Annotated in this window: 26 protein-coding genes; 11 read left to right on the top strand and 15 right to left on the bottom strand. The window is 64.6% G+C overall.

Going from position 1 to position 25,364, the window contains the following annotated elements:
* Positions 1-74 precede the first annotated feature (74 nt).
* Both Q352_RS0105775 and Q352_RS0105770 read right to left on the bottom strand, forming a co-directional pair.
* The gene (locus Q352_RS0105775) at positions 75-569 is read right to left on the bottom strand and encodes a MarR family transcriptional regulator (protein ID WP_028498519.1); all 495 of its coding nucleotides are present in this window, start codon (positions 567-569) and stop codon (positions 75-77) included.
* A 115-nt stretch (positions 570-684) separates the two neighbouring features.
* The gene (locus Q352_RS0105770) at positions 685-894 is read right to left on the bottom strand and encodes a DUF2061 domain-containing protein (RefSeq protein ID WP_036385524.1); all 210 of its coding nucleotides are present in this window, start codon (positions 892-894) and stop codon (positions 685-687) included.
* 225 nt (positions 895-1,119) lie between these two features.
* Between Q352_RS0105770 and yedA the strand changes: the two genes are divergently transcribed.
* Positions 1,120-2,025: a drug/metabolite exporter YedA gene (gene yedA, locus Q352_RS0105765; protein WP_028498517.1), complete on the top strand. Its 906-nt coding sequence runs from the start codon at positions 1,120-1,122 to the stop codon at positions 2,023-2,025.
* Positions 2,026-2,131: 106 nt separating this feature from the next.
* On the opposite strand, the gene Q352_RS0105760 is transcribed toward yedA, so the two are convergent.
* The 5 genes from Q352_RS0105760 to Q352_RS0105740 form a co-directional block, all read right to left on the bottom strand.
* Positions 2,132-3,010: a phosphoribosylaminoimidazolesuccinocarboxamide synthase gene (locus Q352_RS0105760; RefSeq protein WP_107888872.1), complete on the bottom strand. Its 879-nt coding sequence runs from the start codon at positions 3,008-3,010 to the stop codon at positions 2,132-2,134.
* A 63-nt stretch (positions 3,011-3,073) separates the two neighbouring features.
* Positions 3,074-3,751 (bottom strand): NYN domain-containing protein, encoded by a 678-nt coding sequence (locus Q352_RS0105755; protein ID WP_028498515.1) that lies wholly within the window; start codon positions 3,749-3,751, stop codon positions 3,074-3,076.
* A gap of 155 nt (positions 3,752-3,906) precedes the next feature.
* Positions 3,907-5,037: a 5-(carboxyamino)imidazole ribonucleotide synthase gene (locus tag Q352_RS0105750; protein WP_028498514.1), complete on the bottom strand. Its 1,131-nt coding sequence runs from the start codon at positions 5,035-5,037 to the stop codon at positions 3,907-3,909.
* A complete protein-coding gene (gene purE / locus Q352_RS0105745; RefSeq protein ID WP_028498513.1) occupies positions 5,034-5,525 on the bottom strand; it encodes a 5-(carboxyamino)imidazole ribonucleotide mutase in 492 nt (163 codons plus the stop codon). Before purE ends, Q352_RS0105750 begins: the two co-directional genes overlap by 4 nt.
* A gap of 94 nt (positions 5,526-5,619) precedes the next feature.
* A complete protein-coding gene (locus Q352_RS0105740; RefSeq protein WP_028498512.1) occupies positions 5,620-6,105 on the bottom strand; it encodes a TlpA family protein disulfide reductase in 486 nt (161 codons plus the stop codon).
* A 69-nt stretch (positions 6,106-6,174) separates the two neighbouring features.
* Between Q352_RS0105740 and Q352_RS0105735 the strand changes: the two genes are divergently transcribed.
* The 4 genes from Q352_RS0105735 (at position 6,175) to Q352_RS20000 (ending at position 10,535) form a co-directional block, all read left to right on the top strand.
* Positions 6,175-7,119 (top strand): carbohydrate kinase family protein, encoded by a 945-nt coding sequence (locus tag Q352_RS0105735; protein WP_028498511.1) that lies wholly within the window; start codon positions 6,175-6,177, stop codon positions 7,117-7,119.
* An 83-nt stretch (positions 7,120-7,202) separates the two neighbouring features.
* Positions 7,203-8,486 carry a glutamate--cysteine ligase gene (gshA, locus tag Q352_RS0105730; protein WP_028498510.1) on the top strand — a complete coding sequence of 428 codons (1,284 nt, stop codon included), beginning with the start codon at positions 7,203-7,205 and terminating at the stop codon, positions 8,484-8,486.
* A 28-nt stretch (positions 8,487-8,514) separates the two neighbouring features.
* Positions 8,515-9,462 (top strand): glutathione synthase, encoded by a 948-nt coding sequence (gene gshB, locus Q352_RS0105725; RefSeq protein ID WP_028498509.1) that lies wholly within the window; start codon positions 8,515-8,517, stop codon positions 9,460-9,462.
* Positions 9,447-10,535, top strand: a complete 1,089-nt coding sequence (locus Q352_RS20000; protein ID WP_234413004.1) for an FAD:protein FMN transferase — start codon at positions 9,447-9,449, stop codon at positions 10,533-10,535. Before gshB ends, Q352_RS20000 begins: the two co-directional genes overlap by 16 nt.
* 253 nt (positions 10,536-10,788) lie before the next feature.
* Here Q352_RS20000 and yihA read toward each other — a convergent pair whose 3' ends face one another.
* On the bottom strand, positions 10,789-11,436 hold the full coding sequence (yihA, locus tag Q352_RS0105715; RefSeq protein ID WP_028498508.1) for a ribosome biogenesis GTP-binding protein YihA/YsxC: 648 nt from the start codon (positions 11,434-11,436) through the stop codon (positions 10,789-10,791).
* A gap of 93 nt (positions 11,437-11,529) precedes the next feature.
* On the opposite strand from yihA, the gene Q352_RS0105710 reads away from it, so the two are divergent.
* The 3 genes from Q352_RS0105710 (at position 11,530) to ccsB (ending at position 15,433) form a co-directional block, all read left to right on the top strand.
* A complete protein-coding gene (locus Q352_RS0105710; RefSeq protein ID WP_028498507.1) occupies positions 11,530-12,150 on the top strand; it encodes a c-type cytochrome in 621 nt (206 codons plus the stop codon).
* A 101-nt stretch (positions 12,151-12,251) separates the two neighbouring features.
* Positions 12,252-14,264 (top strand): cytochrome c biogenesis protein ResB, encoded by a 2,013-nt coding sequence (locus tag Q352_RS0105705; protein WP_028498506.1) that lies wholly within the window; start codon positions 12,252-12,254, stop codon positions 14,262-14,264.
* Positions 14,265-14,287: 23 nt separating this feature from the next.
* The gene (ccsB, locus tag Q352_RS0105700) at positions 14,288-15,433 is read left to right on the top strand and encodes a c-type cytochrome biogenesis protein CcsB (RefSeq protein WP_028498505.1); all 1,146 of its coding nucleotides are present in this window, start codon (positions 14,288-14,290) and stop codon (positions 15,431-15,433) included.
* 441 nt (positions 15,434-15,874) lie between these two features.
* Here ccsB and Q352_RS0105695 read toward each other — a convergent pair whose 3' ends face one another.
* The 7 genes from Q352_RS0105695 to Q352_RS0105665 all read right to left on the bottom strand — a co-directional run bounded on the left by Q352_RS0105695 (position 15,875) and on the right by Q352_RS0105665 (position 23,159).
* Complete coding sequence (locus tag Q352_RS0105695) at positions 15,875-16,534, bottom strand: amino acid ABC transporter permease (protein ID WP_028498504.1); 660 nt, start codon at positions 16,532-16,534, stop codon at positions 15,875-15,877.
* 61 nt (positions 16,535-16,595) lie between these two features.
* Complete coding sequence (locus Q352_RS0105690) at positions 16,596-17,378, bottom strand: transporter substrate-binding domain-containing protein (RefSeq protein ID WP_028498503.1); 783 nt, start codon at positions 17,376-17,378, stop codon at positions 16,596-16,598.
* A 90-nt stretch (positions 17,379-17,468) separates the two neighbouring features.
* A complete protein-coding gene (gene rodA / locus Q352_RS0105685) occupies positions 17,469-18,581 on the bottom strand; it encodes a rod shape-determining protein RodA (RefSeq protein WP_028498502.1) in 1,113 nt (370 codons plus the stop codon).
* A gap of 1 nt (position 18,582) precedes the next feature.
* Positions 18,583-20,640: a penicillin-binding protein 2 gene (gene mrdA, locus Q352_RS19995; protein WP_051528714.1), complete on the bottom strand. Its 2,058-nt coding sequence runs from the start codon at positions 20,638-20,640 to the stop codon at positions 18,583-18,585.
* Between the two features lie 4 nt (positions 20,641-20,644).
* Positions 20,645-21,142 (bottom strand): rod shape-determining protein MreD, encoded by a 498-nt coding sequence (gene mreD, locus Q352_RS0105675; RefSeq protein WP_028498501.1) that lies wholly within the window; start codon positions 21,140-21,142, stop codon positions 20,645-20,647.
* A gap of 4 nt (positions 21,143-21,146) precedes the next feature.
* On the bottom strand, positions 21,147-22,052 hold the full coding sequence (gene mreC, locus Q352_RS0105670) for a rod shape-determining protein MreC (protein WP_028498500.1): 906 nt from the start codon (positions 22,050-22,052) through the stop codon (positions 21,147-21,149).
* Positions 22,053-22,115: 63 nt separating this feature from the next.
* The gene (locus Q352_RS0105665) at positions 22,116-23,159 is read right to left on the bottom strand and encodes a rod shape-determining protein (RefSeq protein ID WP_028498499.1); all 1,044 of its coding nucleotides are present in this window, start codon (positions 23,157-23,159) and stop codon (positions 22,116-22,118) included.
* Between the two features lie 148 nt (positions 23,160-23,307).
* Between Q352_RS0105665 and gatC the strand changes: the two genes are divergently transcribed.
* From gatC to Q352_RS0105650, 3 genes are all read left to right on the top strand, one after another.
* Complete coding sequence (gene gatC / locus Q352_RS0105660; RefSeq protein WP_028498498.1) at positions 23,308-23,595, top strand: Asp-tRNA(Asn)/Glu-tRNA(Gln) amidotransferase subunit GatC; 288 nt, start codon at positions 23,308-23,310, stop codon at positions 23,593-23,595.
* A gap of 65 nt (positions 23,596-23,660) precedes the next feature.
* Positions 23,661-25,112: an Asp-tRNA(Asn)/Glu-tRNA(Gln) amidotransferase subunit GatA gene (gatA, locus tag Q352_RS0105655; RefSeq protein ID WP_028498497.1), complete on the top strand. Its 1,452-nt coding sequence runs from the start codon at positions 23,661-23,663 to the stop codon at positions 25,110-25,112.
* Complete coding sequence (locus Q352_RS0105650; RefSeq protein ID WP_028498496.1) at positions 25,109-25,357, top strand: hypothetical protein; 249 nt, start codon at positions 25,109-25,111, stop codon at positions 25,355-25,357. Before gatA ends, Q352_RS0105650 begins: the two co-directional genes overlap by 4 nt.
* Positions 25,358-25,364: the final 7 nt, after the last annotated feature.

Here is a 25,364-nt window from a genome sequence, read left to right as displayed (position 1 = left end):
GTGAAGTCTCGCAGGCAGGAAGTCGATACTTCCCATGCGATTAATTTCATTTGTAATTATATTTGTGACAAATTTCAGCCGCCCAGCGTGGCCAGCAGCTTCCGCATCAGGCCTTCCATGGCCACTTTCTCGGTCTCGGAAAACGAGCCCCACAGCGAGCGGTGCATGACGCGGATTTCCGGCAGCAACTGTTCGACCATCTTCAGCCCTTCCGGTGTCAGTTTCAGGTACAGCCGGCGGCGGTCCTCGCTGCAGGTTTCGCGCGACACCCAGCCGTTGCGGACCAGCTCGTCGGCCACGCGGGTGATGTTGGTCCGCGACGAGTCGAGTACATCGGACAGGTGGGACGGGCCAATGGCGTGGTTCTCGGCCGAGAAGATCGACATCAGGGCCAGGTACAGCGTCTCGTTGAGGCCGTACTGCCTGAGGCCGTCATTGAAGAAATTGTTCAGGCGCGGAATGATGTGATAGTAGAGCCGGGTCAGCAGGATTTCCTGCCGCGGCGAGCCGGGGTAGCGTGCACCGGCCCGGTCGATGGCCTGCTCGAACTGCTTGAAGGATTCGTTCATTGCTCTGGGTCAAATGGTCAGCACTGAAATTGTAACGTGCGTGACTACTTAGTCAAGAAGAAAGTCCATTATCGGACCTTTCTTTAAGCGCTGTCTAAGATTTCGGCGGCGGATTTCAGATGCCGGCACCGGCGACCGCCTGTGACTGGCGCCGTGCGCGGCCGAGCGCGTTCCAGGCCTTTTCATGGAAGAAGTAGGCCACGGTATTGCACAGCGGTTCGACCATGGCCAGCAGGCTGGCGATGCCGAGGCTGCCGGTCAGCAGATAGGCGACAGTAAAGGCCACGGTGAAGTGGACGGCGGCGAAAGTCAGCGTCTTCAGCAGCGGCGAGTTCGGGGCGGGATGGAAGTGCATGGCGGGCTCCGGCGGGGTCGGCGTGATAACGATGTCTGCAGATTACCCATCACCGGGCCAGAGATGAATTTGATTGTAAAAACCAGTTTGATTGTCAATCGCTATCGTTGACAGGTGTCAGCCGTCTGCCTGACCCTGAAGCCCATAGAATGAGCCGCTGCCGGCCCCTGTCCCGCTTTTTCCGAAAGACCTTCCATGCAAGCCCCTGCTCCAGCCGACCGACTGCGGCTGATCGCCTCTTTTTTTGCCCTCTACGTGATCTGGGGCTCGACCTATCTGGCGATCCGCTTCGGCGTGGAAAGCTGGCCGCCGCTGATGATGGCCGGCGTCCGCTTCCTGATTGCCGGCAGCCTGATGTACGTCTGGCTGCGCCGGCATGGCGCGCCGGCGCCGACCCGTGCCGAGTGGAAGGGGGCGGCCCTCGTCGGCGCCCTGCTGCTGGCCGGCGGCAATGGCGGCGTGACCGTGGCCGAGCAGTGGGTGGCTTCCGGGGTTGCTGCCCTGGGCGTTGCCACGGTGCCACTGTTCACCCTGGTTTTCGCCCAGCTGTGGGGCCAGCGCAATACCCGCCGCGAATGGCTGGGTATCGGACTCGGACTGTTCGGCATGCTGCTGCTGAATATGGGCGGCAATCTGCAGGCCAGTCCGGTCGGCGCCGTGCTGATCCTGCTGGCGGCGGCGTCGTGGGCGCTGGGCTCGGTCTGGGGCAAGCGCCTGTCACTGCCGGCCGGTGCGATGGCCCCGGCGGCGGAGATGCTGGCCGGCGGCGCGGTGCTGATGGTGGCCAGTCAGCTGGCTGGCGAGCGCATGCACGCCCTGCCGACGGCGACGGGCTGGGCCGTGCTCGCCTATCTGGTGGTGTTCGGCTCGCTGATCGCGTTTTCTGCCTACCAGTACCTGCTGCGGCATGTACGGCCGGCTGCGGCAACCAGTTATGCGTATGTGAACCCGGTGGTGGCCGTGCTGCTCGGCATGCTGTTCGCCGGTGAGCATATCGGTGCGGCCGAATGGATGGCGATGGGCGTGATTGTCTGCGCGGTGGTGCTGATCGGCCTGCCGAAGCGGGGGCCGCGCCTCGCTGCGCGAAACCGCCGGCACTGACATTCGTGGACGGGGTTTGCAAGCATCTGGCCGGCCCGTTGCCGGGCCGGCCAGATGCTTGTGGTGGTGCGCACCGGCGCGACTGCAATTGCCGGTGCTGTCTGACTCAGGCCGTCAGCCGGGTCAGCGCCTCACGGTACTTGTCGGCGGTCTTCTGCGCGACGTCGGCCGGAATGGCCGGGGCCGGCGGCTGCTTGTTCCAGCCGACGCTTTCCAGCCAGTCGCGCACGAACTGCTTGTCATACGACGGCGGGTTGCTGCCGGGCTGGTACTGGTCGGCCGGCCAGAAACGGCTCGAATCCGGGGTCAGCGCCTCGTCCATCAGCGTCAGCGTGCCGTTTTCGTCCAGGCCGAATTCGAACTTGGTATCGGCAATCAGGATGCCGCGGGTGGCGGCGAAGGCAGCGGCGGCCTGGTACAGGCGGATGGCGGTGTCACGCACTTCGGCGGCACGGTCGGCGCCGATCAGGTCGGCGCACTGGGCGAACGAGATCGGTTCGTCATGGTCGCCGACGGCAGCCTTGGTCGACGGGGTGAAGATCGGTTCCGGCAGCTTGTCCGCTTCGCGCAGCCCGGCCGGCAGCCGGATGCCGCTGACTTCACCGCTCTGGCGGTAATCCTTCCAGCCGCCACCGGCCAGGTAGCCGCGCACCACGGCTTCGACCGGAATCGGCGTCAGTCGCCGGCAGACCACGGCGCGGCCTTCGACCTGTGCGCGGTCTTCGGCGGACACCACGTCTTCCGGACGATCGCCGGTCAGGTGGCTGGGCACCAGGTCCTTGAAGCGTTCAAACCAGAAATTGGAAATGGCGGTCAGGATCTTGCCTTTTTCCGGGATCGGTTCGTCGAGGATGACGTCGAACGCCGACAGGCGGTCGGTGGCGATCATCAGCATGCGGGTGTCGTCGATCTGGTACAGGTCGCGAACTTTCCCGGAGTAGATTTTCTTCAGGCTTTTGAGGTCGGTGGTGGTCAGGCCGCTCATGGCTATCTTTCGGATCAGGAAAAAGGCGCGGGACGATGCGGGGTGGCATCGTCCGCAGTCGATTCAGACGTTGCCGCTGATTTCGCGCACCGGGCGCGGACAGGTGGAACGCAGGCCGTCGATATGGTTGAACAACTCGGAGGCGACCGGCTTCCACATCGGATCGAGCACCAGGTCGATGCCTTCCGGGCGCACCAGCTTGGCCAGCGGCACGAAGTCGGCGTCGGCGGAGAACAGCACGATCTGGTCGACCTGCTTCTTGTACACCAGTCCGGCGACATCGAGGGCCATCAGTGTGTCGATGCCGCCCTGGCGCACGTCATAGGCGAAGTCTTCGTCGCGCAGTTCGTCGACGGCGCGCTCGTGCTTGACCAGCGCGCGCTGGACCATCGGTTTCAGGTTCCACTGGCCGAAATCGGCCAGCTGGCCGTAGCGCAGCACCAGCTTGCGCTTGCGCGACAGCGCTTCATGCAGGCCGGTGCGGAAGCGGGCCTCGGCCGATTCGCCAAAATCGCGCAGATTGCCGGAAACCGGCATGTGGACTTTCTTCGCCAGCGGCGGACAGTCATAGAAGAAGATGCGGTACAGGTCGCGGCGTTCGTCCTGCTGGTTCAGGTGGGCGAGCGACCAGCGGACCAGGGTATCGGCCACGTCTTCAGGGGTGTGCGTTGCGGCGTCGGATACCAGCGAACGGTAGCGGTGCAGGAAAAAGGCACCGTCAATGAGGATGGCTGTTGCCATGTTGGGATGAACCTCGGTTAAAACGATAAAACGCCTGTGGGGTCGGCCGGCCGGCAATGGGGATCGGACGGGCTTACTGCCAGAAGCGGTAGGGGGCGAACAACACAGTAAAAAAGTAAAAAGGCCCCGGAGGCGGGTCCGGGGCGATGTGATGGTTACAGCGTTTCCTGCAGGGCCCTGGTCTGCTCGATCAGGTTGTCGACATCGCTGCCGACCACGGTGAAGTGCCCCATCTTCCGGCCCTTGCGGGCGGTGTCCTTGCCATACAGGTGCAGTTTGGCATTCGGGGTGTCCATCAGCACGGCCCAGTACGGTGCCGAGCCGTCGGCCTTCCAGCGGTCGCCGAGCAGATTGGCCATCACGACCGGGGTCAGCAGGTCGGCGCGACCCGGCGCCAGGCCGCACAGTGCGCGGACCTGTTGCTGGAACTGGTCGGTATTGCAGGCATCCAGCGTGTAGTGACCGGAATTGTGCGGACGCGGGGCGATCTCGTTGATGACCAGCGAGTCGTCGGCAAGGACGAAGAACTCGACGGCCAGCACGCCGACGTAGTCGAGCTCGTGCGCCAGGCGGATGGCCATCTCGCGGGCGCGAGTGGCCAGCGCGTCGTCAATGCGCGCCGGTACGATCGACAGCTCCAGAATGCCGTCCACGTGTTCGTTTTCGGACACCGGGAAGCTGTTGACCAGTGCGTCGGACACGCGGGTGACGATGACCGAGATCTCGCGCTGCAGCGGCAGGCGTTTTTCCAGCACACAGGCCTGGCCGCCAAGGTTGGCATAGGCGGCGCGCGCGGCTTCCGGCGTGTCGACCCGGACCTGGCCCTTGCCGTCGTAACCGAGGCGGGCGGTCTTCAGGATGCCGGGCAGCCACGGCGACAGGTCACAGGCCAGCTCTTCCACCGATTCGATGGCGAGGTACGGCGCGGTATCCAGCCCGGCGCGGCGAATCCAGGATTTTTCGGCGATGCGGTCCTGGGCGATGGCGACACAGTCGGCCGACGGGCTGACGCGGATGGTCTGGGCGAGCCAGCGCATCGAGTCGGCATTGACGTTCTCGAATTCGGTGGTCACGGCGGCACAGGTATCGGCCAGCGTCTTCAGCGCATCGCGGTCGTCATAGGCGCGGCACAGGTGGACGTCGGCGAACGCGGCGGCCGGGGCCCTGGCGTCCGGGTCGAGCACGGTGACGCGGTAACCGAGCGTGCGGGCGGCGATCGTGAACATGCGGCCGAGCTGACCACCGCCGAGAATGCCGAGCATGGCCGGCGGAAGGATGGGGGTCATTCGGCGCTGATCTCCGGCAGGACCATGTCCAGCACGGTCTGCTTCTGTTTTTCGCGGAAGGCCTTCAGCTGCGTCGCCAGCGCCGGATCGGCATTCGCCAGCATGGCGACGGCGAACAGTCCGGCATTGGCCGCGCCGGCTTCGCCGATGGCGAAGGTCGCGACCGGGATGCCCTTCGGCATCTGGACGATGGACAGCAGCGAGTCCTCGCCGCGCAGGTAGCGCGACGGCACCGGCACGCCAAGCACCGGCACATGGGTCTTGGCGGCCAGCATGCCCGGCAGGTGGGCCGCGCCACCGGCGCCGGCGATGATGGCTGCCAGTCCGCGCTGTTCGGCCGTTTCCGCGTACTCGAACAACAGGTCCGGGGTCCGGTGGGCGGAGACGACCCGGGTTTCAAAGTCGACGCCGAAATCCCTGAGGACGCGGGCGGCGTGTTCCATCACGGGCCAGTCGCTCTGACTCCCCATCACAATACCGATTTTCATGCGATGCAGTTGTTGTTCAACGGAAAGCGCGATCTTACCTGAAAACCGGGTGGATTCAGCGTTTGGCTGTCGCCCGGGCATGCTTTTCAGGGCCTTACAGGCGCGGGCGGACCGCGGCTTCGAGCTGGGCTTCATTGAGCCGGCCGGTCAGGCTGGCGACCTGGCGGCCGCTGCGGTCGAGCACGGCGGTGAATGGCAGCGCACCGACCTTGTTGCCGGCGGCGCGCAGCAGATTCATGGCGCTCTGGTCGCCGATCAGCACCGGATAGGTGATGCCGAACTGATTGACGAAGTTGCGTACCGACACCTTGTCGTCGATGGCGACGCCGACCACGGTCACGCCATGCGGGCCCCATTTCTGGCTGAACGTGTTCAGCATCGGCATTTCCTCGCGACACGGCGCACACCAGGTCGCCCAGAAGTTCACCACCACCACCCGCCCGCGCCACGCTTCAAAGCCGTGCGGCTTGCCCTGCAGGTCCGCATAGCTGATGCCGTCGAACGGCGGCGCGGCCAGGCTGACGGCCGGCGCGGCACCGAACAGCAGCGCGGAGAGCAGAAGGAGGGAGGATTTTTTCATTGCGGGCCTTTCAGGGGGGAGCGCGAACCATCTTAGAATGGGCGGATTACGACATACAGGAGCCGGCCCATGTCCGTGCTGGTCTGCGGTTCCATTGCTTATGACACCTTGCTGACGTTCCAGGATTCGTTCAGCAAGCATATTCTGCCCGATCAACTGCACAAGCTGTCGGTGTGTTTCATGGTGCCGCACTTGCGGCGCGAGTTCGGCGGATGCGCCGGCAATATCGCCTACAACCTGAAAATGCTGGGTGGCGACCCGGTCATCCTGTCGTCGGCCGGTGACGATTTCGGCCCGTATCGCCAGCATCTGCAACGACAGGGACTGCGTACCGACGGCATTCGCGAGATTGCCGACTGTTATACCGCGCAGTGTTTCATCACCTCGGATCGCGACGACAACCAGATCACCGCCTTCCATCCGGGTGCCACCGATTTCGCGACGCTGAACCATGCCGGGCAGATGCCCGGCATCGAGCTTGCCATCGTCGCCCCGAGCGGCCACCAGGCCGATCTGCAGCATGCGCGCGAGCTGTCCGCTGCCGGCGTGCCGTATTTTTTCGACCCGGGCCAGGAATTGCCGCTGCTGTCGGACGCCGAACTGCAGGAAATGATCGAGCGGGCGACCTATCTGGCGCTGAACGACTACGAGGCCGAAATGATGCAGGCGCGTACCGGTCTGACGCTGTCGCAACTGGCCGGACGGGTCGAGGCACTGGTGGTGACCCGTGGTGCACAGGGTTCGGACATCTATGCCGACCGGCATTATCGTATCGAGGGCGTGCCGGTGGAGCGGGTCGTGGACCCGACCGGTTGCGGCGATGCGTATCGTGCCGGTCTGCTGTACGGCATCAGTCATGGACTGGGCTGGCTGGCGTCGGGCCGGCTGGCGTCGATGCTGGGCGCCATCAAGATTGCCAGCCGCGGCGGACAGAACCATGTATTCGACTGGCCGGGCCTGGCGCGGCAGTACCAGACGCATTTCGGCGACGCGTGGCCAGGGCAGCTGCCTTGACTAATTTCGCCGGCTACTCTTGAAAAATGACCCGGCGATCGCCATCAACGCCGTTTGTATACAAACCTCCCCAAGGGGACACCATGCCCGTCACGTCGCTTGCTTCTTGTCAGACCGCACCGCTCATCGAACTCGAGCGACGCCTGCTCGCCGGACAACCGCAGATCGAACACTGGTTCCGTCGTCAGTTCGCCGAGCATGCGCCGCCGTTCTATGGCTCGGTCGACTTGCGCAACAGCGGTTTCAAGCTGGCGCCGGTGGACATGAACCTGTTCCCGGGCGGCTTCAACAATCTGGGACGCGATGCGCAGCCGCTGGCGGTGCAGGCCGTCACCCATGCGGTGGAGCGGGCCTGCAACGACGCCAAGAGCATCCTGCTGATTCCGGAAAACCACACCCGCAACACTTTCTATCTGAAAAATGTCGCGGCACTGGCGCGCATCCTGTCGCAGGCCGGCTTCCGGGTCCGCATCGGCAGCCTGCTGGCGGAAATCACCGCACCGACGGTGTTCGACCTGCCGGACGGCGACACGCTGACGCTGGAACCGATCGAACGGCGCGGCAACCGGCTGGTGCTGGCCGACGGCTTCAATCCGTGCCTGATCCTGCTGAACAACGACCTGTCGGCCGGCGCGCCGGCGCTGCTGCGCGATCTCGAACAGAACGTGCTGCCGCCGCTGCATGCCGGCTGGGACGTGCGCCGCAAGACCCACCACTTTGCCGCCTATGACAGCGTGGCCAACGAGTTCGGCGAACTGCTGTCGATCGACCCGTGGTTCGTCAATCCGTACTTTGCCGCCTGCGGCGGGCTGGATTTCCACGAGCGCCAGGGCGAGCAGGTACTGGCCGACGCGGTCAGCGACCAGCTGGCGCGGATCGGTGCCAAATATCGCGAACACGGCATCAGCGAAACGCCGTTCGTGATCGTCAAGGCCGATGCCGGCACCTACGGCATGGGCGTGATGACCGCCAAGAGCCCGGACGACGTGGTCGGGCTGAACCGCAAGCAGCGCAACAAAATGTCGGTGATCAAGGAAGGCCAGCAGGTCAGCGAAGTCATCGTCCAGGAAGGGGTCTATACCTTCGAGACGGTGGCTGATGCGGTGGCCGAGCCGGTCATCTACATGATCGACCGCCATGTGGTCGGCGGCTTCTACCGGGTGCACGAGGGCCGCGGCGTAGACGAGAACCTCAATGCGCCGGGCATGCATTTCACGCCGATGACCTTCGATGCGGCCTGCCTGCCGGACATGACCTGCGGGCCGGAATGCTCGACCAACCGGCTGTACGCCTATGGCGTCGTTGCGCGGCTGGCGCTGCTGGCGGCATCGCGCGAACTCGAAGCCACTGATCCGGCTCAAGGCTGAACCGGCGCGGACCCAGGAAAATATTCCCATGAAAATTGCCTTCATCGCTGACCCGCTCGCCAGCTTCAAGACCTACAAGGACTCCACCTTCGCCATGATGGAGGCGGCAGCCGCACGCGGTCACACGCTGTATGCGCTGGAACCCCGGCAGCTGTTCGCCCGCGACGGGCGGGTGCTGGCCGAGGCCACCGCAATCGGACTGACCGGTCAGCGCGATGACTGGTATGTGCCCGGCGATACCGCCGTGCACGACCTGGCCGCGTTCGACGCGGTAGTGATGCGCAAGGACCCGCCGTTCGACGACGAGTACCTGTACGCGACCCACCTGATGAGTCTGGCCGAGCGGCATGGTGCGCGCTGCTTCAACCGGGGCCAGGCGATCCGCGATCACAATGAAAAGCTCGCCATCCTCCAGTACCCGGACTTCATTGCCCCGACCCTGGTCAGCCGTGACATGGCCGCGCTGCGCGCCTTCGTGACCGAACATGGCGATGCGATCCTCAAACCGCTGGACAGCATGGGTGGCGACGGCATTTTCCGGCTGACGCCGACCGACCCGAACCTGGGTTCGGTGCTGGAAGTCATGACCGGGCGCGGCACGCGCACGCTGATGGTCCAGCGCTATCTGCCGGAGATCGTCGATGGCGACAAGCGCATCCTGCTGATCGACGGCGTGCCGGTCGATTACTGCCTGGCGCGCATTCCGCTGGCCGGCGAGACGCGCGGCAACCTGGCCGCCGGTGGCCGCGGCGTGGCCCGTCCGCTTACGGCGAACGATCGCCGGATCGCCGAGGCCATCGGCCCGCGCCTGGCCGCCCAGGGTCTGCTGCTGGTCGGACTGGACGTGATCGGCGACTGCATGACGGAAATCAACGTCACCAGCCCGACCTGCTTCCGCGAAATCATGGACCAGACCGGGCTGGACGTGGCCGGGATGTTCATCGCCGCCATCGAGAAGCATTGTCTGGCCAGCTGACGGCCGGCGGCTGGCGACGGTGGCTGCTCGCTGCCGCCGCGCTGCTGGCGGTGACCGCCTGCGCCGACCGGCCCGAGCCGTACCGGCAGGAAAGCTATGTATTCGGAACCCGGGTCGAGGTCAGTGTTGCCAATCTGCCACAGGCGCAGGCAGCACCCGCCGTCACTGCTGCACTGGCCGAACTGGACCGGATGCACAACAAGCTGCATGCCTGGCAGGCCGGCAGCGACGTGGTGCGGCTGAACCAGGCGTTCGCGGCCGGCCGCGCCGCGCCGGTCGATGCCGAACTGGCCGGCCTGATCCGGCTGGCGCAGGACGGCGAGAGAAACAGCGACGGGCTGTTCAATCCGGCCATCGGCCGGCTGGTTGAACTCTGGGGTTTTCACGCCGACCGCTTTGCGCCGGTCGCCCCGCCGACAGCAGCCCTTCGCGCCGTGCTCGCCCTGCATCCGTCCACCCTCGACATCACGGTCGCCGACGGCATGGCCCGCAGCCGCAACCCCGATGTGGCACTGGATTTCGGCGGGCTGGCCAAGGGCTGGGCGCTGGACCGGGTCGCCGATATCCTGCATCGGCACGGGGTACGCGATGCGCTGATCAATATCGGCGGCAATGTACTGGCGCTGGGGGAGAAGGCGCCCGGCGTGCGCTGGAAGGTCGGCATCCAGCATCCGCGCGACCCGCGCGCGATGGCGGTGGTCGCCTTGCAGCCGGGCGAGGCCATGGGCACCTCGGGTGACTACCAGCGCTTTTTCATGCTCGACGGCCAGCGCTACTGTCACCTGATCGACCCGCGCGACGGCAACGCCCGCTGCCGGGTACAGGCAGTGACGGTGCTGGTGGAACGTGGCACCGACCGGGGACTGCGTTCCGATGTGGCCAGCAAGCCGGTGTATTTTGCCGGTGCGGCAGGGGCGCTGCGTGCGGCCGGACGTTTTGGCATCCAGTCGGTGCTGCTGGTGGACGGAGAGGGCGGGATTCATGTCAGCCCGGCGATGGCTGCCCGGCTGGAGTGGCTGATTGAGCCGGTACACAAGTCGGTGCTGGTGGCGAGGGCGCAAGAAAAGCCCTGAGCGACAGGGGTGCGACTCAGGGCTGAATGCCTGGCCTGGAGGCCGGGCTCCCGCTCAGGGAGGAGAAGCGGGAGGTGTTCGCACTTCCGGGCGCAACCGTCTGCGTTCGGGGGCGGCGATGTTGCCGCTTCCCTTTTATCCGCCGCAGCGGCGCAGGTTGCTGCGCGTCATCCACGCCGGACACTCCGACTTCGGCCGCGCGGGCAGGGGAAAAGTTCCCGGCACTGCCCGCCGTCCGTCGCGCAGGCGGCGTTTATTCGTCGCGGTCCGGCTCCTCGTCCAGCAGCACGTCGTCATGCGGCGGCTGGCGATCGGCAAACCATGCCGACACCACGGCCTCGACCTCGGCCACGCCGGTTTTCTTCGAGCTGGAGAACAGCTGGACACTGACCCCCGGGTAGTCGTCCAGTGCATGGCGGACGGCGGCCAGGGTCTTCTGCTGGTCCTGGCGGCTCAGCTTGTCGGCCTTGGACAGCAGGATGTGGACCGGGCGATTGGTCACGCGGAAGAAATTCAGCATTCGCACATCCAGGTCTTTCAGCGGATGGCGCGAATCCATGATCATCAGCAGGCCGATCAGGCTTTCCCGGGTTTGCAGGTAGCGGCCAAGCAGTTCGACCCAGTGGGTGCGGATCGCTTCGGGCACTTCGGCATAGCCGTAGCCCGGAAGGTCGACCAGGTAGTCCTCGCCGCCGGTGTCCAGCTTGAAAAAGTTGATATGCTGGGTGCGACCCGGCGTCTTCGAGACGAAGGCCAGCCGGGTGCGGTTGGCGAGGGTGTTCAACGCGCTGGATTTGCCGGCGTTCGAGCGGCCAACGAAGGCGACTTCGGCCGCCGTATCGGGCAGATCCTTGATATGGTTGACGGTGGTAAAGAAAGTTGCATTCTGGAACAACGGCATCGGTAGTCTGCTTAAAATCATTTGGTATAGAATAAGTGGTTTGAAAATACTACGTCCGCCAAGGATTTGCGACTTCTTTCGCTAGGAGAACCCATGAAAATCAACATGCTGTTGGCGGTTGCCGGCCTCTCCCTGGTCACGGGCGCGCTGGCAAACCCGGCCCCTGCCGTCCCCAAGGCCGACCCGGCAAAAGGCAAAGTGATCGCCGAACAAGTGTGTGCGGCGTGTCACGGCGCCGACGGCAACAGCGTGGCGGCGGCCAATCCGTCCCTCGCCAGTCAGCACGCCGAGTACATTGCCAAGCAACTGCACGAGTTCAAATCGGGCAAGCGCCAGAACGCCATCATGCTGGGGATGGCGTCCACGCTGTCCGAAGATGACATGCGCAATGTGGCTGCCTACTTCAACGAGCAGAAGCTGAAGCCGCGCGAAGCCGCCGACAAGACCACCATCAAGGCGGGAGCCACGATCTACCGTGGTGGCGTTGCCGATCGGAAAGTGCCGGCCTGTATGGCCTGTCACGGTCCCGCCGGCGCCGGCATCCCCGGCCAGTACCCGCATCTGGGCGCACAGCACGCAGGCTACGTCGAGGCGCAGATGCTTGCGTTCAAGAAGGGCGAGCGCGCGAACAACAAGGTGATGTCCGACATCGCCGCGCGTCTGTCCGACACCGAAATCAAGGCGGTGTCCAACTACGTGTCCGGCCTGCGCTGAGGCCGGGCATGAAACGGCCTGATTCGGATTAAGTCGGCTTTCATCCGGCCGTGATACACAGGGGGAGGTCAATGCCTCCCCCTCTTTACATTGTGTGGTCCATGACGTCCAAACGCCGCCAGACTGGCTTTGCCGCCAGCCTCTACGAATTGCTCAGCTCGATGCGTTTCGCCATCGGGCTCCTTACCATCCTCGCCATCGCCTCGGTGATCGGCACGGTCCTCAAGCAGAACGAGCCGTACTCGAACTATGCATTCGAGTTCGGCTCGTTCTGGTTCGAGGTCTACCGCACGCTCGGCCTGTTCGACGTCTACCACTCCGGCTGGTTCCTGCTGATCCTGGTGTTCCTGGTCACCTCGACCACGCTGTGCATCTGGCGCAATGCGCCGGGCTTCATCAAGGACATGAAGGCCTTCCGCGAACGCGCGACCAGCCAGTCGCTGGCCGCCATGACCCACAGCGCCCGCATCGAGCGCGCGCTGCCGGCTGACAAGGTCGAGGCCTACCTGAAAGCGCAGGGCTTCAGCGTGCGCAGCCTGCAGCGCGACGACGGCCTGATGCTGGCGGCCAAGAAGGGCGCGGCCAACAGGCTCGGCTACTTCCTGGCCCACATCGCGATGGTGGTGATCTGTATCGGCGGCCTGATCGACGGCAACGTGCCGTTGAAACTGGCCGAACTGTTCGGCCGCGCCAGCGCGGAAGTCCGCGACGTGCCGCAAAGCCAGGTGCCGGAAAAGAGCCGGCTCGGCGATGGCAACCTGTCGTTCCGCGGCAATGTCACGCTGCCGGAAAACCAGTCGGCCGACGTGGTGTTCCTGAATGCCGGCAACGGCTACTTCGTGCAGGAACTGCCGTTCATCGTCACGCTGAAAAAATTCCATGTTGACTACTACACGAACGGGATGCCGAAGCGCTTCGCCAGCGATGTGGTGGTGACCGACAAGCAGAACGGCAAGGAAACCGCCGCCACCATCGAGGTCAACCACCCGCTGACCATCGATGGCGTGTCGATCTACCAGGCCAGCTTCGGCGATGGCGGCTCCGGGCTCGAATTTGCCGCCTGGGACCTGAACCGTCCGCTGGACAAGCCGGTCACACTGCGCGGCAAGTCGATGAACGGTCAGCCGCTGGTCATCGACGGCAAGCGCTATACGCTGGAATTCGGCGATTTCCGGCCATTCAACGTCGAGTCGGTCGCCGACAACTCGGCGATGGGCGTGAAGAAGAACCTGCAGGGCCTGCTGGCCGACGCCAGCCGGGTCAACCATGACAAGCAGGTGAAGAACCTCGGCCCGAGCATCCAGTTCAAACTGCGCGATGCGCAGGGTCAGGCGCTCGAGTACATGACCTACATGGCGCCGATCCAGCTCGAAGGTCACAGCTATATCGTCAGCGGCGTGCGTACCCAGGTTGGTGGCCCGATGTCGTTCCTGCGTTATCCGCTGGATGCCGAGGGCAAGCTGGACAGCTTCATGCGGCTGAAGAATGCGCTGCAGAACCCGGCCCTGTACGGCGAAGTGGCGCGCCGCGCGGCCGCCAAGGCGGAAGCCGGCGGCGCGATCGACGCGTCGCTTGCCCGCCAGTTTGCCGGCAGCGTCGAATGGGTGCTGGCGCGCTTCTCGCAGCAGGGTTTCGCCGGGCTGGAAAACTTCCTCGACCAGAAGGTGCCGGAAGAGAAAAGACAAGCCGTGGCACAGACTTATGTGAAAATCCTGCAGGGCGCGATCATCGACCTGCAGGACGTGGCCCGTCGCCAGGCGCAACTGGAACCGCTGCCGCTGAATGAAAACAGCTACCGCTTCCTGCTCGACAGTCTGGTTGCCTACAGCGCCAGCCGCGACTATGGCTCGCCGCTGTTCCTGCAGCTGACCGGCTTTGACGAGGTCAAGGCCTCCGGGTTGCAGATGACGCGCTCGCCGGGCAAGAACGTGGTCTATCTCGGCTCGCTGCTGCTGGTGGCCGGCATCCTGTTCATGTTCTATGTGCGCGAGCTGCGGCTGTGGGTGCTGATCCAGCCTGAGGGCAACAGCCGGATGGCCATGGCCTCCAACCGCAAGACCAGCGATCTCGACCGCGATTTCGATCGCCATCGCGACGCCATCGAACACCTGTAATCCCCTGCTGAGGAGCGTTTCCGATGGAACTCGTAGCCAAGAACCGGCCTGACAGCCCCCCGCTGCGGACCGGCCTGATCAAGGACGTACTGTACGCGCTGGTCATCATCGCCGCCGCCGGCATCGCCGTCGCGCAGTACGGTGCCTATATGGACGTCTACGAACACGCGATTCTGGCCGGTTGTACCGTCGGCCTGATCGCGCTGGGCGTGTTCTGGAAGCCGTGGCGCTGGTTCTTCCCGCTGAGCGGCGCCCTGGCCGTGGCGGCCATCGCGCTGTATGACGGCGACCTGGCCAATGGCCAGAAGCTTTTCCTGCTCAAGTACATGCTGTCCAGCCAGTCGGCGATCATGTGGATGTGCGTGCTGTTCTTCCTGGCCACGCTGGTGTACTGGGTCGGCGTGCTGGCACGCAGCGAGTTCGGCACCCGGGTCGGCAGCGGGCTGACCTGGGCCGGCGCGGTCATGGGCCTGACCGGCCTGTTCGTGCGCTGGGACGAGAGCTATCTGATCAGCCCGGATATCGGTCACATTCCGGTATCCAATCTGTATGAAGTATTCATCCTGTTCTGTCTGGTGACCGCACTGATGTACCTGTACTACGAGGCCCGCTATCAGGCCCGGCAGATGGGTGCATTCGTGCTGATGGTGATCTCGGCCGCGGTCGGCTTCATCCTCTGGTATGCCTTCAGCCGCGGCGCGCATGAAATCCAGCCGCTGATTCCGGCGCTGCAGTCGTGGTGGATGAAGATCCATGTCCCGGCGAACTTCATCGGCTATGGTGCGTTCTCGCTGTCGGCCATGCTCGGCATCGCCGAGCGGCTGTCGGCGAAGGGCGTGCTCAGCGGTCGCCTGCCGAAGCCGGAAGTGCTCGACGAAGTCATGTACCGTGCCATTGCCGTCGGCTTCCTGTTCTTCACCATCGCCACCATCCTTGGCGCGATGTGGGCGGCGGATGCCTGGGGTGGCTACTGGAGCTGGGACCCGAAGGAAACCTGGGCGCTGATCGTCTGGCTGAACTACGCGGCGTGGCTCCATGTCCGTCTGGTCAAGGGCTGGCGCGGTGCCGTGCTGTCGTGGTGGGCCATCATCGGCCTGCTGGTGACCACGTTCGCCTTTATCGGCGTGAACATGTTCCTGACCGGCCTGCATTCCTACGGCGGGCTGTAGTCGGGCGGGCCAGCATCACTTTACGACGCCAGCATTCATTGCTGGCGTTTTTCATTTGCCATGCATTGGCGGAGAGGCCGGAAGCGGGCTACAAACACAGTGCAGGGCGGTGCAGGCCGTCGTTGCATGATGGTGAGTCCCGTAGCCAGTCAGGGCGGAAACCGACCCGCGCCACTGCGCCCAGCGCGCACGGGGTCCCCAGCCGCCGTACACGCGATATCGATGCGCGACCACGGGGAAACAGAGGGGCCGGCCCGTAACGCCGGCATGTTTGAAACCGCGTCATGGACAGACAGCGTTCTTTAACACGTTCATCCACCCTCGCCAACGAGCCGCTCAATGCGGCTCGTTTCAATTTGGGCATGCTGGTCTGCTCCGGGCAGATGAGGGGGCTACGCTGGCGAGGTCGGAGCTGGCCTGACGCCAGCGGCACGTACCGGCTCAGTGCCGGTGCGCGACGGCGAGGCGGGTTTCCACCCGCTTCTGTACCCGCTCGAACAGAAAACTCAGCAGCCAGTAGATACCGGCTGCGGCCAGGTACAGCGGCAGTGGCTGGAAGGTCTGTGCGATCACGTCCTTGGTGGCCAGCATCAGCTCGCCCACGGTGATGACCGAGACCAGCGACGTGTCCTTGATCAGCGAGATCAGGCTGTTGGCGAGGCTGGGCACGGCCAGGCGCAGCGCCTGCGGCGCGATGATGTAGCGCATGCTTTGCCACCAGGTGAAGCCCAGCGACAGCCCGGCATCCCATTGCCCGCGCTCGACGCCGGCCAGTGCGCCGCGCATCGATTCCGACAGGTAGGCGGCGACATTCAGCGTCAGCGCCAGAATGCCGGCCGGCACCGGCGAGAACTCGATGCCGACGCTCGGCAGCCCGTAGTAGATGACGAAAATCTGCACCAGCAGCGGCGTGCCGCGCATCAGGCTGACATAGGTGGCGGCAATCGGGGCCAGCACCGGCACCCGGGCGACGCGCAGTAGCGCCACGGCGAAGCCCAGCGCCAGTCCCAGCACCATGCTGGTCACGGCAAACATCAAGGTGTAGCCGGCCCCGGCCAGCATGACCGGCAGCGCGGTCTGCAGCAGTTCCATCCAGTTCATTTCTTCTCCCGAAAAAGCGACACCGCCCGACCGGGCGGTGTCGCTCATGCGTACCCGCTAGTTACTTCTTGTGCGCCGGCGCCTTCGAGACGTCGATGCCGAACCACTTGACCGACAGCGTCCTGAACGTGCCGTCCTTCTTCATGCCGTTCAGCGCGGCGTCGACGGCGGTCTTGAATTTCGGATTGCCCCTGGCGAACGGCACCGCCATGGTGGTCAGGTCGCCGACCGGCGCGCCGGCCTTGACCGGCAGGCGCGATTCCTTGATCGAGAACGGAATCATCAGGCTGTCGTTCAGCGCGGCATCGATGCGGCCGGTGGCCAGATCCTGCAGGTATTCCGGTGCGCCCGGGTAAGTCTTGACCTCGACGCCGTCGACCTTCTTCGCCATGTCGGCGTAGTTGCTGCCCTGGCCGACGCCGAGCTTCTTGCCCTTCAGATCGTCCAGCGAGCGGAAGACGCGGGTTTCATTCTTGCGCACCACCAACTGGGCGCTGGAAATCGTGTACGGCACGCTGAAGTCGAAGATCTGCTGACGCTGCGGCGTCACCGACACCTGGTTCAGTGCAATGTCGTACTTGCCGGCCTGCAGACCGGCCAGCATGCCGCTCCACTCGCTCTGCACGAACTCCGGTTTGACCTTCAGGCGCCTGGCGATCTCGCGGCCGATCTCGACATCGAAGCCAGTCAGTTGCTGCTGCTTGTCCTTGAACGAGAACGGTGGGTAGGTGCCTTCGGTGGCGATTTTCAGCGTGCCGCGGGCCTGCACCGTATCGAGCAGGTCGGCAGCCAGGGTGGTGGTGCTCAGGCCGACGAGTGCCAGCACAGCAAGGAATTTACGCATTTTCATATAACCTTTTGTTCTATTTGCGCCAAGCAAAATAACGGATGAACATTATCACCGCCCGGCGTGCCTGAACAGTCCTGTCGGCGCTCAGCGCTTGATCAGTGGCCTGTGTTTCTGGATCGACATCAGCATGCCGAAACCGACCAGGATCGACACCATGGCGGTGCCGCCGTAGCTGACCAGCGGCAACGGCACACCGACCACGGGCAGGATGCCGGACACCATGCCCATGTTGACGAAAGCATAGGTGAAAAACGACAGCGTCAGCGAGCCCGCCATCAGGCGGCCGAACAGATTGGTGGACTTGGCCGCGATCATCAGCCCGCGGCCGATGACCAGCAGGTACAGCACCAGCAGGATGCCGTTGCCGAGCAGGCCGAATTCCTCGGCATAGACGGCGAAAATGAAGTCGGTGGTCCGTTCCGGGATGAACTCCAGGTGAGTCTGGGTACCGGCCAGCCAGCCCTTGCCGAGCGGGCCGCCGGAGCCGATGGCGATCATCGACTGGATGATGTGGTAACCGGCACCGAGCGGGTCCTGGGTCGGGTCCAGCAGCGTCAGCACGCGCTGGCGCTGGTAGTCGTGCATCATGTTCCAGATCACCGGCAGCGTGGCACCAAAGCCCAGCAGGCCGATCAGCAGCACGCGCCAAGGCAGGCCGGCGAGGAAGATCACGTAGAAGCCGGCGGCGGCGATCAGCGATGCCGTGCCGAGGTCGGGCTGCTTGAGCACGAAGGCGACCGGCACGGCGATGACCAGCGCCCCGATCACGAAGTGAAACCAGCGCAGGCTGCTTTCGTTTTTCTGGAAGAACCACGCCAGCACCATCGGCACCATGATCTTGAGGATTTCCGATGGCTGGATGCGGGTGACGCCGATGTCGAGCCAGCGCCGCGAGCCATTGACCACCTCGCCGAACAGCGCCACACCGACCAGCAGCAGGACGCCGATCAGGTAGCCGGGCAGCGCGAGCTGCATCAGCTGCTCCGGCTTGATGTTGGCAATCGCCCACATCACGCCGAGGGCGATGGCCATGAACGCCATCTTGTTCAGCACCTTGTCCAGATTCTGGTTCGAGGCGCTGTACAGCACCACCAGGCTGACGATGAAGATCAGGATGGTGAACAGGAACAGCCAGCCGTCCACCGGCGCCTTGATGCGCTCGAAGATGCGGCCGATCAGGTTGCTGGATTGCGACATGTTATTCCTCGGGTACCTCTTCGACACCGCGCGGCGGTGCGGCGGCCGGTTTCCCTGCCGGTGCGCCGGGCTTGCGCGATGGTTTGGCCGGCGTGGCGGCCGCCGCTTCGGCATCGGGCGCAGGTACCTCGTCACCGGGGTGGATCAACGGGGTCTTGCCATTGTCGAGCAGGTAGAAATCGACCAGCTGGCGGACGATCGGCGCAGCGGCGGCGGCGCCCCAGCCACCGTTCTCGACGATGACGGCGACCGCGATTTTCGGCTGATCGACCGGTGCGAAGGCGATGAACCACGAGTGGTCGCGGTGCTGCTCGGCCAGGGCTGCGGCGTTGTACTTGGCCCCCTGCTTGATCTGCACCACTTGCGCGGTGCCGGTCTTGCCGGCCATGTCGTACTGCAGGCCGGCGCCGATGCGGGCCCCGGTACCGCCAGGCTTCAGCACCGCCGCCATGGCTTCCTTGACGAAATTGACGTTCTTCGGATTGAAATGGTTGTCGCGAATCGGCAGTGCCGATACCCGGGTCGGCGCATGCGTGGCCGGGTCGATGATTTCCTGCACCACATGCGGTTTGAACACCTTGCCACCGTTGGCGAGAATCGCGGTTGCATTGGCCATCTGCAGCGGTGTGTAGGTGTTGTAGCCCTGGCCGATGCCGATCGGCACCACGTCGGCCGGCATCCAGCGACGCACGTTTTCCGGGTAGCGGGCGAAGCGCCTGGCCTTCCATTCCCGCGACGGCAGCACGCCGCGCGCCTCGTGGTCGAGGTCGATGCCGGTCTGGGTGCCGAGGCCGAACTTGGCCAGCTGCGGCGCAAGGCGGTCGATACCCATGTCCCAGGCCAGCTTGTAAAAGTAAGTGTCGCTGGAGACCTGGATCGCCTTGAACAGGTTGACCGAACCGCGGCCGCTCGGGAACGAGTCGCGGAAGCGGTGCGAGCTGCCCGGCAGCGTGAAGTAACCGGGGTCGGCGATCGCGTAGTCCGGGCTGCGGAAGCCGGCTTCCAGATTGGACATGGCCATGAACGGCTTGAAGGTCGAGCCGGGCGGGTACAGGCCGCGCAGCGCGCGGTTGACCAGCGGTTTCTTCCAGTCGTCGTTCAGATCTTTCCAGGTCTGGCTGTCGATGCCGTCGATAAACAGGTTCGGATCGAAGCCGGGCTCGGACAGGAAGGCCAGCACGCCGCCGGTCGCCGGGTCAATGGCGACCAGGGCGCCGCGCCGGCCGGCAAACAGCTGGCTGGCTTTCTGCTGCAGGCGGATGTCCAGCGCGAGCTTCAGGATCTTGCCGTTGCGCGGCGGGGTGCGGCGCAGGGTGCGGATGGCGCGGCCGCCGGCGTCGGTCTCGACTTCCTCGAAACCGGTGACGCCGTGCAGTTCTTCCTCGTAGACCTTTTCCAGCCCGGTCTTGCCGATATGGGTACTGCCGCGATAATTTGAAATCTGCTCGGTCTCCTCGAGCATGTCCTGGTCTTTCTGGTTGATGCGGCCGATATAGCCGATCACGTGCGACAGCAGGTTCTTGAACGGATAGTCACGGAACAGGCGGGCATTGATGTCGACGCCGGGCAGGCGATAGCGCTGGGCGGCGATGCGGGCGATCTCGACATCGGTCAGCTTGACCTTCAGCGGCACGCTCTCGAAATTGCGCGACTCGCCCAGCAGCTTGCGGAAGCGGCGCAGGTCGCGCGGCGTGACCTCGACCAGCTTGCCGACTTCGGCGATGGTGGCATCGAGATCGTCGATCTTGGACGGCGTCAGTTCCAGCGTGTAGGCCGAATAATTCTGCGCCAGAATCTCGCCGTTGCGGTCGACAATCAGCCCGCGGTTCGGCTCGACCGGCACCAGCGAAATCCGGTTCTGCTGCGCCAGGGTGGAAAAGTGGTCGTGCTGCAGTACCTGCAGGAACACGAAGCGGGTGAACAGCAGGAAAAACGCGAACACCATTGCCGCAAAGGCGACGACCAGCCGGATCTGGAACTGGCTGTCCTGCTGCTGGGCGGACGGGGAGTCGGCGCGCCACAGCGCTTTGAACCGGAACCGGCGTCGAAAAGACAGCATCGCGTCAGCCCGGGCGCCCGCGGCGCTGCGGAATGATCAGGATATTGGTGACCAGCGGCCACAGCAGGGCGCCGACGAACGGCGAGGTGAAATAACCGAGACCCACCGGGGCGCTGCCCAGTGCGACGCGGGTAATCCACATGATGGCCTGGTTCAGCAGCAGCAGCGCCAGCACGACCAGTGCCTGCTGGCCGAGGTTGTACATGACCACCTGACGCTGGCGCAGCGTGATCAGGTAGGTGGTGAAGGTGTAGGCCAGCGCGTGCTGGCCGATGACGCTGGCGCTGGTGAAGTCGCAGGCGATGCCGACCAGAAAGGCCAGCACGATGCCGAAGCGCGACGGCTGGTTGATGGACCAGTACATCACCATCAGCGCGGCGAAGTCGGGCAGGAAGCGGGTACTGCCGCCCAGCGGCAGCAGCTCGACGACCAGGGCCAGGGCCACGGATAACAGGATCCAGCGCGCCTTGATCGGCTTGAGCAGTTCTCTCGGTTTGTCCATGGGCCTATTCGTCGCCGCCAGCGCGGCGGTTCTTCTTCTTCTGGGGTTTCGGCACCGGCTCTGGCGGCGGGGCCGGCAGCTCGGGCTGCTGCTGCAGCACCAGCGCAAAGCGGCCGCGGTCGACTTCACCCAGCGGGGTGCAGATGACGCGGGCGAAGGCGCCGCCAACATTGTGTTCGACCTTCAGCACCCTGGCGACGGCCAGGCCGGGCGGATAGGTGCCGTCGATGGCCGAGGTGACCAGCAGGTCGTTGGCCTCGATTTCGGCGGTGGACGGCAGGAAGCGGACTTCGACGCCGCCGCCGGTACCGAACAGCAGCGCGCGCAGTCCGTTGCGCGACACCATGACCGGAACGGCGGAATCCTTCTCGGTGATCAGCGTGACTTCGCTGGTCAGCGGGGCAACCCGCGACACCTGACCCAGCAGGCCGTGGGCATCGATGACCGGCATGCCGGGCTGGATGCCGCTCTGGTCGCCCTGGTCGATGATCAGCTTGCGGGTGAACGGGTCGCGACTCTGGTACAGGATTTCGGCGAACTGCTCGTGGCCCTGCTTCTGCGGCTTCAGGCCACCGAGCGAGCGCAGTTCGCGGTTTTCCTGTTCGAGATTGGCCAGGCGCTGCAGCTTGGCCGACAGCATCAGCTGTTCGTTGCGCAGGGTGTGGTTTTCGCGCTCCAGCACCGCCTGGGCGGTGAAGAAGTCGCTGGCGCGCACCGCCGCCTCGATCGGGGTATTGACCAGCCACTGCAGCGGATAAAGGGCGACCGCCACCGTCTCGCGAATATGCTCGAGCAGGTGCAGGCGGCTGTCAGTGACCATCAGCGCGAGCGACAGCGACCCGCAGGCAATCAGGCGGGTCAGCGGTGTCGTACCGCGGCGAAAGAATCTCGGTTGGCTGGAAAAGTCCATGCGGCAGTCTGTGGGCCGTCAGTGGCCGGCCATCGCTGGCCGGCCGTCTCGACTGCAAAGGGATCAATCGTTGGTGAAGATGGTGCCGATGGCCTTGTCGAGCTTGTCGAGCGCCTTGCCGGAGCCGCGAACCACGCAGGTCAGCGGGTCTTCGGCAACGAACACCGGCAGGCCGGTTTCTTCCTGCAGCAGGCGGTCGATGTCGCGCAGCAGCGCGCCACCACCGGTCAGCACCATGCCCTTGTCGGCGATGTCGGCGCCGAGTTCCGGCGGCGTCTGTTCCAGCGCGATCTTCACGGCGGACACGATCTGGTTCAGCGGCTCGGTCAGCGCTTCGAGGATTTCGTTCGACGACACGGTGAACGAGCGCGGAATGCCTTCGGCCAGGTTGCGGCCCTTGACTTCCATCTCGCGGACTTCGGCGCCCGGGAAGGCGGAACCGATGGTCTTCTTGATCTCTTCGGCCGTGGTCTCACCGATCAGCATGCCGTAGTTGCGACGGATGTAGTTGATGATCGACTCGTCGAACTTGTCGCCGCCGACGCGAACCGAGTTCGAGTAGACGATGCCGCCCAGCGAGATCACGCCGACTTCGGTCGTGCCACCGCCGATGTCGACCACCATCGAACCGGTGGCTTCCTCGACCGGCAGGCCGGCACCGATGGCCGCGGCCATCGGCTCTTCGATCAGTTCGACGCGACGCGCGCCGGCGCCGAGCGCGGATTCCTTGATGGCGCGGCGCTCGACCTGGGTCGAGCCGCACGGCACGCAGATCACGATGCGCGGGCTGGACGACAGGAAGCGGCTCGGGCTGACCTTCTTGATGAACTGCTTGAGCATCTGCTCGGTGACGGTGAAGTCAGCGATCACGCCGTCCTTCATCGGGCGGATCGCCGAGATGCTTCCCGGGGTGCGGCCGAGCATTTTCTTGGCTTCGAGGCCGACGGCGAGAATGGTCTTCTTGTTCGAATTCGACTCGTGGTGGATCGAGACCACAGAGGGTTCGTTAAGCACGATGCCCTTGCCGGTGACGTAAATCAGCGTGTTGGCGGTGCCAAGGTCGATCGCGAGATCGTGAGAGAAATAACCGGTAATGGAACGGAGCATGTAACAATCCTGATCAGGGACGCCGCGTTTTGCGACGGCCCGAAATTCCGTGTGTGGGGGCAAATCCGCCGGTGGCGGAAGCTTGGGCGAAACGGCGCGGTATGATACCCTACAAAGTTCTAAATATTAAGGCATTAACGAGGTTTTTATGGCGCTCACGACCGAAGATGTCACCCGGATTGCCCGGCTTGCCCGGCTCCGGGTCAGCGACGAGGAACGGATGGCGGTGCAAGGTCAGTTGAATGGCATCCTCGGATTGATCGAGGCGATGCGCGCAGTCGACACGGAAGGTGTCGAGCCGATGGCGCATCCCCAGGACGTCAGCCTGCGTCTGCGTGCGGACGTCGTGACGGAAACCGATCACCGCGATGCGTTCCAGGCCGTGGCGCCGCAGGTCGAGGCTGGCCTCTACCTGGTGCCGAAAGTCATCGAATAACGCATTACCGTGCCCGGCCTCGTGCCGGCCGCCTCCCTTTATATCAAGATACTGCCCGCTCCGACATGGAATACACGCTAAAAGAGCTTTCCGACGCGCTCGCCGGCAAACAGGCATCGGCGGCCGAACTGGTTGCCGATGCGCTTGACCGCATCGAACGCGCCAACCCGGCACTCAATGCCTTTATCACCATTGCCGACCGCGACGTCGCGCTGGCCGCCGCCCGCGCGGCCGATGCGGCCCGCGCCGCCGGACAGGCCCCGCGTTTCGCCGGCATCCCGCTGGCGCACAAGGACCTGTTCGTCACCGAAGGCATGAAGACAAGCTGCGCATCGCGGATGCTCGACACCTTTATCGGCCCGTATGACGCCGCCGTGGTGTCGCGCTGCAAGCAGGCCGGCTTCGTGACCGTCGGCAAGACCAATATGGACGAGTTCGCGATGGGCTCGTCGAACGAGAACTCGTTCTATGGCCCGGTGCGCAACCCGTGGGATCACGGCGCGGTGCCCGGCGGCAGCTCCGGCGGCTCGGCCGCCGCCGTGGCCGCGCGGCTGGTGCCGGTTGCCACCGGTACCGATACCGGCGGCTCGATCCGCCAGCCGGCGTCGTTCTGCGGCATTACCGGCATCAAGCCGACCTATGGCGTCGTCAGCCGTTACGGGATGGTCGCCTTCGCCAGTTCGCTGGACCAGGGTGGCCCGATGGCGCAGACCGCCGAAGACTGCGCGCTGATGCTGAACGTGATGGCCGGTTTCGACGAACGCGACTCGACCAGCCTCGACCGTCCGGCCGAGGACTACACCCGCGAGCTGGGCCAGTCGCTGGCCGGGCTGAAGGTCGGCCTGCCGCGCGAATTCTTCACCGACGGGCTGGATGCCGAAGTGGCGCGGGTGGTTGATGCGACCGTGGCCGAGCTCAAGCGGCTCGGGGCCAGCATCGTCGAAGTCAGTTTGCCGAAGACCGAGCTGTCGATCCCGGCCTACTACGTGATCGCCCCGGCCGAAGCCAGCTCGAACCTGAGCCGCTATGACGGCGTGCGCTACGGCCACCGTGCGGCCGAATACCGCGACCTGACCGACATGTACGAAAAATCGCGCGCCGAAGGCTTCGGCGCCGAGGTCAAGCGCCGCATCCTGATGGGCACCTACGTGCTGTCGCACGGTTATTACGATGCCTATTACCTGCAGGCGCAGAAGATCCGCCGCCTGCTGGCCGACGATTTCCGTGCCGCGTTCGCGCAGTGCGACGTGATCCTCGGCCCGGTGGCGCCGACCCCGGCCTGGAACCTGGGCGAGAAGGGTGACGATCCGGTCGCGATGTACCTGGCCGACATCTACACGCTGGCGGTCAACCTGGCCGGTCTGCCGGGCATGAGCATGCCGGCCGGCTTCTCCGCCAGTGGCCGTCCGATCGGCGTGCAGCTGATCGGCAACTATTTCCGCGAGGCACAGCTGCTGAACGTTGCCCACCAGTTCCAGCAGTCGACCGACTGGCACCGACAGGCGCCGGCGTCGTGAGCGAGAAGCTTCGACATATCGTGCGCCGCGGCAAGGCGATCGGCACCGTGCTGACGCCGCACCGGTTCCGCGACGGCCTGCTCGCCGCCAGTCCGACCCACCTGGAGCGTGATTTCGTGCGTGTGCGCAGCGAACGCGAACTGGTCGAACTGGCGCGGCAGGGCTTGAAGATCCTGATGAGCAACCCGAAAGTGCCAGGCCACAACGTGCCGGTGCCGGTGATTGCGGAAATCTACGAAAAATAGGTACTGA

Source organism: Microvirgula aerodenitrificans DSM 15089 (genome assembly GCF_000620105.1).
Classification (GTDB): domain Bacteria; phylum Pseudomonadota; class Gammaproteobacteria; order Burkholderiales; family Aquaspirillaceae; genus Microvirgula; species Microvirgula aerodenitrificans.
This window is presented reverse-complemented; position numbering and strand designations above follow the sequence as displayed.